Origin of the sequence: Serratia sp. CY47280 (genome assembly GCF_052168655.1) — a bacterium.
Lineage (GTDB): Bacteria > Pseudomonadota > Gammaproteobacteria > Enterobacterales > Enterobacteriaceae > Serratia > Serratia bockelmannii.
The window spans coordinates 278,276-292,007 of record NZ_JBJNMG010000003.1; the positions used below are offsets into that span (position 1 = coordinate 278,276).

Here is a 13,732-nt window from a genome sequence, read left to right on the forward strand (position 1 = left end):
GCGGGAAAAGCGGCGAATTATTTCATTAACCTATTAATGAAAATCGCGGAAAATCCGCCCTGAAAAGCCCTGATTAACGCAGTGTCATCTTGTTATTTATGTGTTTTATTGCAATCGGCCTCACGTTGTTAATATGTTTTTATTGTGTTGCCAAATTGCTACAACTATGCTTGTATCGTTCATATATTGACCGCCAACATTCTCCAGATTGAACGATAAAGGGAGGAACACGAATCATGCACAGCACAGCATCCGATGCCTTTATCAACAGTTGTTTGGCGACTATTACGCACCTGATCCCGGTGTCTGCCGGGGTGTTTTATCTGGTCGATCGCGACCTGCGGCCAGATCACTACATCCTGCACGGCATGCCCGATAAAACGCATCAGCAGTACCTGAACCACTTCCAACAGATAGACCCGCTGCAGCCGGCCAATTTCCATCGCCAGGACATCACCATGGTCGGCATGAGCCCGGCGGCGATCGCCGGCAACCGCCGCTATTACCACGACTTTATGTTGCCGAACGACATGCGCGACATGACGGAGATCTTCATCCGCCAGCGCAAGCGCATCGTCGCCGGGGTGTCGCTGATCCGCGATACGCCGTTTACCGAAGTGGAGCGCGGCCGCCTGCGCGCGGTGCTGCCGCTGATCGAGCTGGCGACGCGCGATCTGCTGCCCGACAGCGAGGCGCAGCTGTTGACCGCCAAAGAGCAAGAGATCGTCAACCTGGTGCGCGAAGGCGCCAGCAATAAGCGCATCGCTCTAAAGCTGGGCATTTCGCTGTCCACGGTGAAAACCCATATGCGCAATATTTTCGCCAAAACCGACGTGGTGAACCGCACCGAGCTGGTCGCCGGCGGCTTTCTCGCCCACGGTTAACGCCCGATAACGGCCGCCGCTGCCGACGGCCGGAAAATAACGCCAAAACGTATTCGCCATTTATGGCGCGGCCTCCCCCTGCCCGCAATCGGGCCGGGCGGGATAATTCATCGTCACTCAACGCTCGGGGAAAAGGTTTATGTCCAGTGATTCGGTTTCCGCGCCCGCCGTCGGCACGGCGCTCCCCTGCCCGCCGCGGCTGTTGACCGCCATTATCGTCTTCGCCGCCATCGCGCCGGGCATTCTGATGACCGCCCCCGCCGTGGCCGCCCAGCTCGCTACTCAGTGGCAGCTCGGCCCGGCGCAGATCGGCCACCTGTTCTCCACCGAACTCGGCGCCATGAGCCTGGCCACGCTGCCGGCGTGGTGGTGGATCGGGCGCATCAACTGGCGGCGGGTCGCTACGCTGTCGGCGCTGGTGTTTATCGCCGGCAACCTGGCTTCGGCGCTGGTACAAGATTTTACCTTGCTGCTACCGCTGCGCTTTATCGCCTCGCTGGCGGGCGGCACCCTGATGATCCTGTGCATCACCTGCGCTGCCGGCACCGCCAATCCCAGCCGCGTCTATGCCTTCTGGGTGCTCGGCCAGCTGGCGCTGGGCGCGGTCGGGCTGCTGGTGCTGCCACCGCTGTTTGCGCACTTCGGCCTGATGGCGGTCTACCTGATTTTGGCCGCCATCATGCTGTGCTGCCTGCCGCTCATCCCGGCGTTCCCCAACGGTTTCACCGCCGCCCGCACCGCCCGCAGCGGCCCCGCCGCCTCGCTGGCGCGCAAGCTGTGCGCCGTGCTGGCGGTGCTGACCTTTTACATCAGCCTGAGCGCGGTCTGGACCTTTATCGGCGGCATCGCCGCCGGCGCCGGGCTGTCGCCGGCCCACAGCGGCCAGGTGCTGGCCGTCGCCACCTTGCTCGGCATCGTCGGCGCGGGGGCCGCGGCGCTGATCGGCGCGCGCTTCGGCGGCGGACGCCTGATCGTGCTGGGGTACGCCCTGCTGCTGGCCAGCGTGGCGCTGCTGACAGGCCAGCCCCTGCTCCTGCGCTTCGCCCTGGCCGCCCTGCTGTTCAAATTCACCTGGACCTTCGTGCTGCCGTTCATTCTGGCGCGGGTCGCCGGGCTGGATAACGACGGCAAGCTGATGAACGGCATCAACCTGGTGATCGGCGGCGGCATGGCCATCGGCCCGACGCTGGCCGGCTCTCTGATCGAATCTTCCGGCGGTTTCAACGCCTTGCTGTTTGGCGCGCTGGGCTGCGCGCTGCTGTCGCTGCTGTTGATTTCGCTGGCTTCACCGCGCGCACCGCGCCGTATAACAGGAGGAGAAAGGTGAAAAGAACAACCGGTTTCTTGTTTGATGAACGCTGTTTCTGGCACAGCACCGGCCTGCACGCCACCACCCTGCCGGTCGGCGGCTGGGTGCAACCGCCCTCGGGCGCCGGCCATGCCGAATCGCCGGAAACCAAACGGCGTATGAAGAACCTGATGGACGTATCCGGCCTGTCGCGCCAGCTCACCCTGCTGAGCGCCGAACCGGCGACGGAAGAAGACCTGCTGCGCATCCACCCCGCCCACTACCTGCAGCGCTTCAAACAGGTGAGCGACAGCGGCGGCGGCCTGCTGGGGGAGGAAGCGCCGCTGGGGCCGGGCAGCTATGAAATCGCCAAACTCTCCGCCGGGCTGGCCTGCGCGGCGGTGGAGGCGGTGCTGCAGGGCGAACTGGATAATGCCTATGCGCTGTCGCGCCCGCCGGGCCACCACTGCCTGCCGGATCAATCGATGGGCTTCTGCTTCCTGGCCAATATTCCCATCGCCATCGAGCGCGCCAAGGCCCGCTACGGCCTCGGCAAAGTCGCGGTGCTCGACTGGGACGTGCACCACGGCAACGGCACCCAGCACATCTATTGGCAGCGCGGCGACGTGCTGACGCTGTCGCTGCATCAGGACGGCTGCTTCCCGGCGGGCTATTCCGGCGAGCAGGATCGCGGCGAAGGCGACGGGGCGGGCTGCAACGTTAACGTGCCGATGCTGGCCGGCGCCGGCGACGACGGCTACCTGCACGCCATGCGGCGCCTCATCATCCCGGCGCTGGAAAAATTCGAGCCGGAGCTGATCATCGTCGCCTGCGGTTACGACGCCAACGCCCTCGATCCGCTGGCGCGCATGCAGCTGCACAGCGACAGCTTCCGCGCCATGACCGCGCTGGTGCAGGAGGCCGCCGACGGCTGTGCGGCGGCAAACTGGTGATGGTGCATGAAGGCGGCTACGCCGAATCCTACGTGCCGTTCTGCGGGCTGGCGGTGATGGAACAGCTAAGCGGCGTGCGCACTGAAGTGCAGGATCCGCTGCTGACGTTCATCCAACAGCAGCAGCCGCGCGACGCCTTCAACCGCTTCCAGCGCGAAGCGCTCGACGAGCTGGCGCGCCAGTTCGGCCTGTAATCCCCTCTCTGCGGGCGCCGCACCCGGCGCCCCTGACAACCTCGCCGCCAGCCGCTACGCTGAAGGGCAACCCTACCACCATGAGAACAATAACATGTCCGAACAAACCGTCAGCTTTATCAAAGGCCGTCACGGCGACATCGCCGTGCACGACTGGGGAAACGACAAGCCGCGCTATCTGGCGCTGCTGGTGCACGGCTACGGCGAGCACCTCGGCCGCTATCAATACGTGGCGCGCACGCTGCAGGCGCAGGGCGCGCGGGTGTTCGGCCCCGACCATCTCGGCCACGGCCTGTCGCAGGGCGAGCGCGTGCTGATCGAAGATTATGACGCCGTGGTCGACGACGTGCAGCGCGTGGTCAGCCATTTCCGGCAGCAATACCCCACCTTGCCGCTGGTGGTGATCGGCCACTCGATGGGCGGCATGATCGCCACCCGCTACGTGCAGCGCCATGGCGAGGAGGTACGCGCGCTGGTGCTGTCCGGCCCGCTGCTCGGCGACAGAACGGCGATTTCCGATCTGGCTGAACTGCCGACGATCCCCGACGCGCCGCTGGATACCGCGACCCTGGCGCGCGATCCGGCGGTTGGCGCGACGTATCAGGAAGATCCGCTGGTGTGGCACGGGCCGTTCAAGCGTCCCACCCTGCGCGCCATGCAGCGGATCCTCGCCGCCATCAACGCCGGGCCGGGCTTCGGCGCGCTGCCCACGCTATGGATCCACGGCGACGACGATCGGCTGGTGCTGATGAGCGAAACGCAAACCGCGCTCGATCGTCTGCGCGGCGACGATTTCGAACGGATGATCAATGCGGGCGGGCGGCACGAGAGCTTTAACGAAACCAATAAGGATCAGATCCTCAAGCGGGTGACTGATTTTATTACGCGGGCGTTAGGCTAAGGCGCTCCCCCTCTGCATTCAGCCTGCTGAGGGGGGCATGACGGCGTCAGCCTTCGACGATGGCGAGGTAGTGTTTGACGAAGCGATCCGAGGTGATGTCCCAGCGCACCGGGGTGCCTTTCTCGACGAACCAGGAATCGCCGGCCTGATACTGCACCGATTCGCCGGTGCGTTCGTTGGTCAGGGTCGCACTGCCTTCCCACACCGTGGCGTGCTCGGCGAACGGATACTCCATCACGAAGCTGCCGCGGGTGCAGCTGAACACGCCGCAGTTCAGGTTGTCGGTCGGTTCGCCGAAGATGCTGGCCACGCCGACGGTCGGCGTGCCGGCGATCACCGTGGCGCCCAGGTTGCTGACGCTGCCGATCTCCAGCAGTTCCGGCAGCGGTTGTTTAAGCAATAACGGTTTCATGTGATTCTCCTCTGAGGGTTAACGGCGGCCTTTCCAGTAGCCGGATGTCTGGTGCCAAACCTTACCGGCGGTGGTCATCACCCGCCGCAGCTTGTCCTTGCCGAAGATGTTGACGTGCGGGATCGAGCTCATCAGATCGTACCGATCGGATCCTTCGCTCATGCCCTCCGCCAGCACCTTGCATACGATGTGGCTCGGCGTCACGCCGAAGCCGGAGTAGCCCTGCACGTAAAACACGTTGTCGCGATCCGGCAGCGTGCCGATCTGCGGGAACAGGTTGGCGCTACAGCACAGCGGGCCGCCCCAGGCCAGATCGATCTTCACGTCTTTCAGGTACGGGAACACCTTCAGCATCAGGTTGCGGTTCCAGGCCTTGAGATCCGACGGGAAATATTCGATCAGGCGGGTGGCGCTGCCGAACAGCAGCCGGTTCTCGTTGGTCACCCGGTAATAATCGATCACCGGGCGGATGTCGCTGTAGGCGCCGCGGATCGGGCTGATCTGACGGATCAGATCGTCAGACAGCGGCTCGGTGGCCAGCTGGAAGGCGTAGGTATTGATGGTCTTGCGGTAGATCTGCGGCTCCATGCCGTTGAGAAAGCCGTTGCAGGCCCACAGCATCTTGTTGGCGCGCACAGAGCCCATGGCGGTGCGCACCGTAATGCGCGAGCCATACTCCACGTTGAGCACGCTGCTGTTCTCAAAGATTTTCACCCCGTAGCCGCTCAGCGCCTTGGCCTCGCCCAGCAGCAGGTTGAGCGAATGCACGTGGCCGCCGCCCATGTGCTTCAGCGCGCAGGTGTAGGCGTCTGAGCCCACGACCTGCTTCACCTCCGCTCCGGTGTAGAGCTCAATCTCCTCCTGCGGCGCTACCGCCTTGAACTCCTTCAGCCAGCCGCGCAGGGTCTTCTCCTGGCGCGCGTTGCTGCCGAGATAGCCGTAGCCGAAGCAGAAGTCGGCGTCGATGTCATATTTCTTGATGCGCTCGCGGATAATGCCGGCGCCGAGGTTGCTGATTTTGAAGATGGTTTCCAGCCCGGCCGGGCCAACGTGGCGCTTGATCTTCTCCAGATCGTGGCCGATGCCGGCCATCACCTGGCCGCCGTTGCGCCCGGTGCCGCCGTAACCCAGATAGCGGCCTTCGAGAATGGCGATGTTGGTGATGCCCTTCTCCGCCAGCTCCAGCGCGGTGTTGATGCCGGAGAAGCCGCCACCGATAATCACCACGTCGACGTCCAGATCCTCTTCCAGCGTCGGGAAGCGCAGATCGTATTTTTTGGTCGCCGCGTAGTAGGTTAAGGACTCGATTTCGTTGTTCACTGCCGCACTCCCGATTGCCTATGCCATGACATCGGATTATCGGGAGCAGTGGGATCGTTCGCTATGTCCCCTTAGGGACATTCGCTACAAAAAATTAACATTCACGCGCTGCGCCGCTGCGGGGCGGTCAGCAACAGGCTAAACAACTCGGCCTGCGAGCCGATGTTCAGCTTGCCGTAGATGTTCTTGCGGTGATTTTTTACCGTGCCGAGGCTGATGAACAGCCGGTCGGCAATCTGCTGCGAACCGCAGCCGGCGAGGATCAGATCGACGATCTCGCGCTCGCGCGGCGTCAGCAGATAGCGCGCCTGGGCGCCGTCATCGTTCACCGTCGCGGCCTCGGCCGGTGCCGCCACCACTTCGCCGTGCAGCCGCGCCACGCTTTTCACCAGCGTCAGCGCACTGCGCAGATCCGCCCGCTGCGGATAGCGTACCGCCACCGTGCGGCGCACCGAGCCGAAGAATACCCCCAGCCCGCGCTCCGGCGTCAGCTGCAGCAGCACGCCGGCCTCGTCGTGCCAGCCGGTCTTGCGATAAAAATTACGGTAATAATCGCTGTGATAAAACCCGCAGGGTGCCAGCTGGCGCAGCGTGAGCACCTCGCCTTCGCCGCCGTCGCTCAGCGCGCGGTAAAACGGATCCTGCAGGTAGGCGCCCTGTTGGTAGATCTGATTGACCGCATCGCTGTTTTCCCGCTCGGTTTTGATCAGGCAGCGCGGCGGCCGGCCGCGTTCGAAGGCATAGACGATGGCGTTGTCGAAGGCGAAAAATCCCTCCAGCCAATTCAACAGGCTGGGATAAAAACGCGGGCTAGCCACCGCATCGATCACCGCAGACAAGCGTTCAACCTGAATTTCCATACCCGCCTCGCCATTATTAACACATTAACAATCTACCGATTTCGGATGGGGTTGGCCGCACGACGGCCGGTACTGTTAAAAAAAGCACCCAAAACGCCGAAATGCAAGAACGCGATCGTTTACATGTTAAACAACTCACAGGTTGCCGCGGCGGGGAAAGCGGTGGCCGCTCCGCGCCCGCTGGCTTATGCTGTGGCATCGCGCTCTGCAACGTCGTCAAGGAGATCTCATGTCCGTCAGCCACATCATCGCCAATCGCCAGACCTGGTTCGGCCACGGCAGCATCCAGCAGCTGCCGCCGCTGCTGCTTGCCGACCCGCAGCCGACGCTGCTGTTCAGCTGTCGATCTTTTCTCAACGGCCCGGTGTATGCCGGCCTGCGCGAAGCGCTGACGCCGCTGCTTATCGGCACGGAGATCGTCAGCCACGAGGCGTCGCCGCAGGAAATAGACGCCTGGGTGGCGCGCTGGCGCGGCCAGGCGCGGCGCGTAGTGGCCATCGGCGGCGGCAGCGTGCTGGACGCCGCCAAGGCGTTCTCCGCGCTGGTGGAGCATCCGCTGCCGACGCTGCGCTATATGGAAAAGGTGGGCGACAGCAAAATCAGCGGCGCCACCCTGCCGCTGATCGCCATTCCTACCACCGCCGGCACCGGCAGCGAGGTGACGCAGAACGCGGTGATCACCGACACCCAGGTCAGCAAAGTGAAGGCCTCGCTGCGCCACAATAACTTCGTGCCGCATACCGCCATTCTCGATCCGCAGCTGCTGGCGGGCGCGCCGGACAAAGTGTTGGCCTACTGCGCTATCGACGCCTTCACCCACCTGTTCGAGGCCTATCTGTCGAAAACCGCCGGCGCCATGACGCGCGACATGTCGCTGAACGGCATACGCCACTTCCTCGCCGCCTGGCCGGCGCTCAACCGCAGCGATGCGGCGCGCGAAGCGATTATGCAAGCTTCGTACCTCGGCGGGCTGACGCTGAGCGCCGCCGGGCTGGGGGTCATTCACGGCATCGCCGGCGAGATCGGCGCGCTGCGCGACTACCACCACGGCCAAGTCTGTGGCCGCCTGCTGCTGCCGTTCCTCGCCCTGCTGGAAACCAGCGAACAGCCGCAGCAACGCGCGCTGATGGCCGAGCTGGCCGCGCGCCTGTACCCGCACTGGCAGGGCAGCCCGGAGAGCTACCTGACCGATTTCATCACCCGCCACGCCATTGCGCCGTTCTGGCAGGACGATTTGCCGATTTCCGGCCAGGAATTGGCGGTGGCGCTGGAGAAATCCAACAGCAAGAATTCCTGGATCGACTATGCGCCGGCGCAGCGGCAACGGATGATCGAAGAGGCGTTTCGCGTCGAATGATTATATAATCAGATCAACGCACTAGCAGGAGTTAAGAAAATGGGCATCATCGGCTGGATCTTCGCCGGCATCGCGGTCGGCATCCTGGTCGGCGCGCTGATCAGGATCTTCGGCAAGAAGAAAGAGCAGTAAGCGTCACGCTGTTCCGTGGGCCGCCAGCAGGCACTCATGGAACAGCTTCACCACCCGCTTCGGCACCGGCGAGCGGCGCAGCACGCTGGAGTATTCACAGTGATAGCGGAACAGCGCCGGTTTGATCGCCCGCATCATATTCTGCGCCACGAAAAACGCCGCGTAGTGATCAGGCAAAAAGCCGACGTATTTGCCGGACAGGATCAGCGTGGCGATCGACTCCTGCGCAAACCCCGTCGCCTTGCGATGCAAATGTTGCTGCAGGCTCAGTTCCATATTCGGCGAATGATAGCCTAATCCGGCGAAGGCATAATTGTGCAGCAGATCCCAATTTAATGTTTCATGGGGGCCGGAAAATAATTCATGCTGCGCGCCGCAATATAAGAACATCCTCTCACTGAATAACGGATGATAAGATAAACTTTCCGCGCTGCGGTGCATGGGAATAACGCCAACCTGAAATTGCCCGTCAATGACGCCGCGTTCAATGGTATTAATCGGCTCCACGTACATTTGCAAAGAAACCTCCGGCGCGCGCTCGCTGAATAACGCGATGGCCCGGCCGATCTGCGCCTGCGGATTGCTGACCGTATGGTCGAATATCGCCACGTGCAGCTGCCCGCCCATGCGCTGGTGCACCTCGTCCACCCCGCGCCGGAACGCCTCGGTGGCCGCCAGCAGGTTGACCGTTTCCTGATAGATCAACAGCCCCTCGTCGGTAACCGCAAAACCCTCGCGCCCGCGCTGGCACAGCGTCAGACCCAGCCGCTGCTCCAGATCCTTGATGTGCTTGCTGATGGTCGACAGGCTGATATTCAGCTCCAGTTCGGCGGCGCTCATGCCGCCGCAGTCGACCACGGCCTTGAATACCCGCAGCAAACGCAGATCCATATCCGACAATTGCCCTAACAGCGCGCGCTTTTTTACTTGCATAAAACCTTAAGTAAGTTTCGACATATGATTATTCACAGTAGAGAACAAGCGGTACATAGTCAATTTCGCACAACAATTCGTTAACAACTCATTTTATTTAATTAATCGCACTTATTTTCCTGCCCGGAGGAAAACATGGCCGCTGAAAATTATTCGCTTAATCGTCTCGATGCCGAAGGGTTAGAGGCCCATTGGATGCCTTTTACCGGCAACCGTAATTTTAAAGCGCAGCCGCGCATCATTACTCAGGCCGCAGGGGCGTATTACACCAGCCACGACGGCAGAAAGATTTTCGACGGCCTGTCCGGATTGTGGTGCTGCGGATTGGGGCACGGCCGGCAGGAAATCACCGACGCCGCCCAGCGCCAGCTGGCGACGCTGGATTACTCGCCGGCGTTTCAGTTCGGCCACCCGCTGTCGTTCGAGCTGGCCAACAAAATCAAGGCGCTGACGCCGGCGGGGCTGGATTACGTGTTCTTCACCGGCTCCGGCTCGGAAGCGGCGGACACCTCGCTGAAAATGGCGCGCGCTTACTGGCGCGCCAAAGGCCAGGCGGGCAAAACCTGCTTTATCGGCCGGGAAAAGGGCTATCACGGCGTTAACTTCGGCGGCATCTCGGTCGGCGGCATCGCCGGCAACCGCAAGACGTTCGGCGCCGGCGCCGAGGCGGACCACCTGCCGCACACCCTGCTGGCCGGCAACGCCTTTTCGCGCGGCATGCCGCAACAGGGGGCGGAGCTGGCGGAAGAGCTCAACCGCATCATCGCGCTGCGCGACGCCTCGACGATCGCCGCGGTGATCGTCGAACCGTTCTCCGGCTCCGCCGGGGTGATCGTGCCGCCGGTCGGCTACTTGCAGCGCCTGCGCGAAATCTGTACCCAGCATGACATCCTGCTGATCTTCGACGAAGTGATCACCGCCTTCGGCCGCTGCGGCGCGATGACCGGCGCCGAGGCGTTCGGCGTCACGCCGGACATCATGAACATCGCCAAACAGGTGACCAACGGCGCGCAGCCGATGGGCGCGGTGGTGGTACGGCCGGAGATTTACCACACCTTCATGAACGGCGGCGAGCCGGACTACCAGCTCGAATTCCCGCACGGCTACACCTACTCCGCCCATCCGGTCAGCTGCGCGGTCGCGCTGGCGACGCTGGACATCCTGCAGCGCGAACAGATGGTGGAGCGCGTACAGGCGCTGGCGCCGTACTTCGAGCGCGCGGTGCACAGCCTGCAGGGGGCCAAACACGTCGCCGACATTCGCAATATCGGCCTGGCGGCCGGCATCACGCTGGCGGCGCGGCCCGGCGAGCCGGCGCGGCGCCCCTTCGAGGCGGCGATGCGCTGCTGGGAAAGCGGATTTTACGTGCGCTACGGCGGCGACACCCTGCAGCTGGCACCGCCGTTCATCAGCAGCGAAGCGCAGATCGATGCGCTGATCAACGCCGTGGGCGACGCCCTCAACGCCACCGAATAAGGAGAGAACCATGACCATCACCCATTGGATCAACGGCGAGCCCGCCGCCGGCGGCGAACGCAGCCAGCCGGTTTACGACCCGGCCACCGGCCAATCGGCGCAGGAGGTGCAGTTGGCCGACCGCGCCACGGTGGAGCGCGCCATCGCCGCCGCCGAACAGGCTTATCCCGCCTGGCGCGATACCCCTCCGCTGAAGCGCGCGCGCATCATGATGAAGCTCAAGGATCTGCTGGAGCAACACGCCGACGCCATCTGCCAGTTAATCACCGCCGAGCACGGCAAGGTGCTCAGCGACGCCCTGGGCGAACTGCAGCGCGGCATTGAGAATATCGAATACGCCAGCTATGTGCCGGAACTGCTGAAGGGTGAACACAGCAAAGAGGCAGGCCCGGGCATCGACAGCTGGAGCGAGTTTCAGCCGCTGGGGGTGGTGGCGGGCATCACCCCGTTCAACTTCCCGGCGATGGTGCCGCTGTGGATGTGGCCAATGGCGGTCGCCTGCGGCAACACCTTCGTGCTGAAACCTTCCGAGCGCGTGCCTTCCGCCGCGCTGTATATCGCCCGGCTGGCGGCGGAAGCCGGGCTGCCGCCGGGGGTGCTCAACGTGGTCAACGGCGATCGTGAAGCGGTGGAGACCCTGCTGTATGACGGGCGCGTCAAAGCGATCAGCTTCGTCGGTTCGACGCCGGTGGCGGAACACATCTATCACACCGGCTGCGCGCAGAACAAACGGGTGCAGGCGTTGGGCGGCGCCAAGAACCACGCGGTGGTGCTGCCGGACGCCGATATCCCCGGCGCGGTCGGCGCGCTGATGGGCGCGGCCTTCGGTTCCTGCGGCCAACGCTGCATGGCTATCCCGCTGGTGGTGGCGGTGGGCGACGGCACCGCCGACGCGCTGATCGCCGGGCTGCGGCAACAGATGGCCGCCATGCGCGTCGGCCCCGGCAGCGACAACCGCAACGACATGGGGCCGCTGGTGACCCAGCAGCACTATCAGAAGGTGAAAGGCTATATCGATCAGGGCGTGGCCGAAGGCGCCGAGCTGCTGGTGGACGGCCGCGAACTGAGCGTGATCGGCGCCGACGGCCGCCCCAGCCAGGGGTATTTCCTCGGCCCGACGCTGTTCGATCGCGTGACGCCCGGCATGTGCATCTATCAGGAAGAGATCTTCGGCCCGGTACTCGGCGTGGTGCGCGCGGCCTCGCTGCCGGAGGCGATGGCCATGATCGACGCCCACGAATACGGCAACGGCACCTGCCTTTTCACCCGCGACGGCGAAGCGGCGCGCTACTTTTCCAGCCGCATTCAGGTCGGCATGGTGGGGATCAACGTGGCGCTGCCGGTGCCGGTGGCCTACCACTCGTTCGGCGGCTGGAAGCGCTCGCTGTTTGGCGATCTGCACGCCTACGGCCCGGACGCCGTCAGGTTCTACACCAAACGCAAGACCGTGACCCAGCGCTGGCCGGCCTCCGGCGATGCCCGCCGCGCCAGCTTCAGCTTCCCGTCGGGGCAGGGGTAACACATAAGAACAATAAACTTCCGGGGAGCAACGCTCCCCGGCATTTAGCGCGCTCCATTTGATTCCTGCGTACAGCCTGTGCAGCAAAACAATAACTCACTCACACGTTAATGGAGTCGTTATCCCATGAAAGAGTCCGCCCCTGAACACACCTTCAAAGGCAATCTCAGCGTCCTCGACGTGGTGATGATCACCGCGTCCGGCGTGACGCCGGCCAGTTCGATCTTCGTTATCGCGCCGCTGGCGATCGCCAACGCCGGCAGCGGCGCCTTTCTGTCGTTTCTGATCGCCGCCTGCGTCGCCGCCGCCATCGCGCTGTGCTATGCCGAGCTCGGCGCCGCACACCCCAGCGCCGGCGGTGAATACAGCATCATCAAGCGCCTGTTCGGCACCCTGTGCGGGTTGCAGACCTACCTGTTTATCCTCAGCGCCTCGCTGTTCGTGCCGGCGGTGCTGGCCACCGGCGCAGTGCCTTACCTGAACACCGCGCTGGGCACCCAATTCGACGCCTCGACCGCCGGCATGCTCACCGTGCTGGTCGGCGGTATCTGCGCCATTTTCAACATCAAGGCCAACGCCCTGCTGACCGGCGCCTTCCTGGTGGTGGAAGTGGCGGTGCTGGCGCTGATCGCCTGGCTCGGCTTCAGCCACCCGCATCAGAGTACGGAGATCCTCACCGCGCCGGTGATGCTGGACGCGCAGGGCAGCCTGGCGCCGGTATCGCTGCCGCTGATCGTCGCCATGGTCGGGGTCGCGCTGTTCTCCTACAACGGCTACGGCGCGGCGGTGTACATGGCGGAAGACATGCGCGAACAGGGCAGGCCGATGGCGATCGCGATCATGCTGACGCTGGTCATCGTGGTGCTGGTGGAACTGGTGCCGTTCACCGCCCTGCTGATCGGCTCGCCGTCGCTGACGGAGATGGCCAAACAGGCCGATCCGGTCGGCTACGTGGTCACCCAGCTCGGCGGCCCGACGCTGGCGCGGGTGGTGAGTGGCGCAATCTATCTGTCGGTGTTCAACGCCATTATCGCCATCGTGGCGCAGTTCAGCCGCATGATGTTCGCCAGCGGACGTGACGGCTTCTGGCTGCCGGCGTTCAACCGGGCGCTGAAAATCATCCACCCGCGTTTCGGCACCCCCTGGATCGCCACCCTGCTGTTCGGCGTGCCGTCGGCGCTGCTGGCGTTTTGCTCCGATCTCGAATCGCTGACCTCGTTCACCGTGATCCTGCTGCTGCTGGTGTACATCATTATGGCGGTGGCGGCGCTGATCAGTCGCCGTCGCCGCCACTTCCACCACCCGTACCTGATGCCGCTGTGGCCGCTGCCGGTGGTGGTGGCGCTGCTGTGCTGCCTGTACGTGCTGTGGACGATTTTGATCGCCAGCAGCCTGAAAGACTTTATTATCATTGCCGGCATCATCGGCTTCGGGTTGGCGCTGAACCATCTGCGCGGCCGCCAGACGGCGCCCCTCGCCGCCCCCTCAATAGAAGGAGAATAA

11 protein-coding genes and 1 pseudogene are annotated in these 13,732 nt (G+C 63.5%); 8 read left to right on the top strand and 4 right to left on the bottom strand.

From position 1 onward, the window contains the following. Window positions 1-236: 236 nt before the first annotated feature. From ACJ8J4_RS15625 to ACJ8J4_RS15640, 4 genes and pseudogenes are all read left to right on the top strand, one after another. On the top strand, window positions 237-884 hold the full coding sequence (locus ACJ8J4_RS15625; RefSeq protein WP_049294794.1) for a helix-turn-helix transcriptional regulator: 648 nt from the start codon (window positions 237-239) through the stop codon (window positions 882-884). A gap of 139 nt (window positions 885-1,023) precedes the next feature. After that, window positions 1,024-2,211 (top strand): MFS transporter, encoded by a 1,188-nt coding sequence (locus ACJ8J4_RS15630; protein ID WP_197821752.1) that lies wholly within the window; start codon window positions 1,024-1,026, stop codon window positions 2,209-2,211. Further along, window positions 2,208-3,319, top strand: a pseudogene (locus tag ACJ8J4_RS15635) (class II histone deacetylase). The gene ACJ8J4_RS15630 and the pseudogene ACJ8J4_RS15635 overlap by 4 nt, the downstream one beginning before the upstream one ends. 94 nt (window positions 3,320-3,413) lie before the next feature. Beyond that, on the top strand, window positions 3,414-4,220 hold the full coding sequence (locus tag ACJ8J4_RS15640; protein WP_049294792.1) for an alpha/beta hydrolase: 807 nt from the start codon (window positions 3,414-3,416) through the stop codon (window positions 4,218-4,220). A gap of 46 nt (window positions 4,221-4,266) precedes the next feature. On the opposite strand, the gene ACJ8J4_RS15645 is transcribed toward ACJ8J4_RS15640, so the two are convergent. The 3 genes from ACJ8J4_RS15645 to ACJ8J4_RS15655 form a co-directional block, all read right to left on the bottom strand. Next, a complete protein-coding gene (locus ACJ8J4_RS15645) occupies window positions 4,267-4,632 on the bottom strand; it encodes a cupin domain-containing protein (RefSeq protein ID WP_019454941.1) in 366 nt (121 codons plus the stop codon). 18 nt (window positions 4,633-4,650) lie between these two features. Next, window positions 4,651-5,952 carry an NAD(P)/FAD-dependent oxidoreductase gene (locus tag ACJ8J4_RS15650; RefSeq protein WP_151428307.1) on the bottom strand — a complete coding sequence of 434 codons (1,302 nt, stop codon included), beginning with the start codon at window positions 5,950-5,952 and terminating at the stop codon, window positions 4,651-4,653. Between the two features lie 101 nt (window positions 5,953-6,053). Continuing rightward, complete coding sequence (locus ACJ8J4_RS15655) at window positions 6,054-6,812, bottom strand: helix-turn-helix transcriptional regulator (RefSeq protein ID WP_089181644.1); 759 nt, start codon at window positions 6,810-6,812, stop codon at window positions 6,054-6,056. 229 nt (window positions 6,813-7,041) lie between these two features. Here ACJ8J4_RS15655 and ACJ8J4_RS15660 point away from each other — a divergent pair, with 229 nt between their 5' ends. Continuing rightward, a complete protein-coding gene (locus ACJ8J4_RS15660; RefSeq protein WP_164095933.1) occupies window positions 7,042-8,169 on the top strand; it encodes an iron-containing alcohol dehydrogenase in 1,128 nt (375 codons plus the stop codon). Window positions 8,170-8,304: 135 nt separating this feature from the next. Here the strand turns inward: ACJ8J4_RS15660 and ACJ8J4_RS15665 are convergent, their stop codons facing one another. Beyond that, window positions 8,305-9,234, bottom strand: coding sequence for a LysR family transcriptional regulator (locus tag ACJ8J4_RS15665; RefSeq protein ID WP_197836256.1), 930 nt, complete (start codon window positions 9,232-9,234; stop codon window positions 8,305-8,307). A gap of 135 nt (window positions 9,235-9,369) precedes the next feature. Between ACJ8J4_RS15665 and ACJ8J4_RS15670 the strand changes: the two genes are divergently transcribed. The 3 genes from ACJ8J4_RS15670 to ACJ8J4_RS15680 all read left to right on the top strand — a co-directional run bounded on the left by ACJ8J4_RS15670 (window position 9,370) and on the right by ACJ8J4_RS15680 (window position 13,732). Beyond that, window positions 9,370-10,710: an aspartate aminotransferase family protein gene (locus tag ACJ8J4_RS15670; protein WP_025305172.1), complete on the top strand. Its 1,341-nt coding sequence runs from the start codon at window positions 9,370-9,372 to the stop codon at window positions 10,708-10,710. A 10-nt stretch (window positions 10,711-10,720) separates the two neighbouring features. Next, a complete protein-coding gene (locus ACJ8J4_RS15675; protein WP_197836258.1) occupies window positions 10,721-12,229 on the top strand; it encodes a CoA-acylating methylmalonate-semialdehyde dehydrogenase in 1,509 nt (502 codons plus the stop codon). Window positions 12,230-12,355: 126 nt separating this feature from the next. After that, window positions 12,356-13,732, top strand: coding sequence for an APC family permease (locus ACJ8J4_RS15680; protein WP_025305170.1), 1,377 nt, complete (start codon window positions 12,356-12,358; stop codon window positions 13,730-13,732).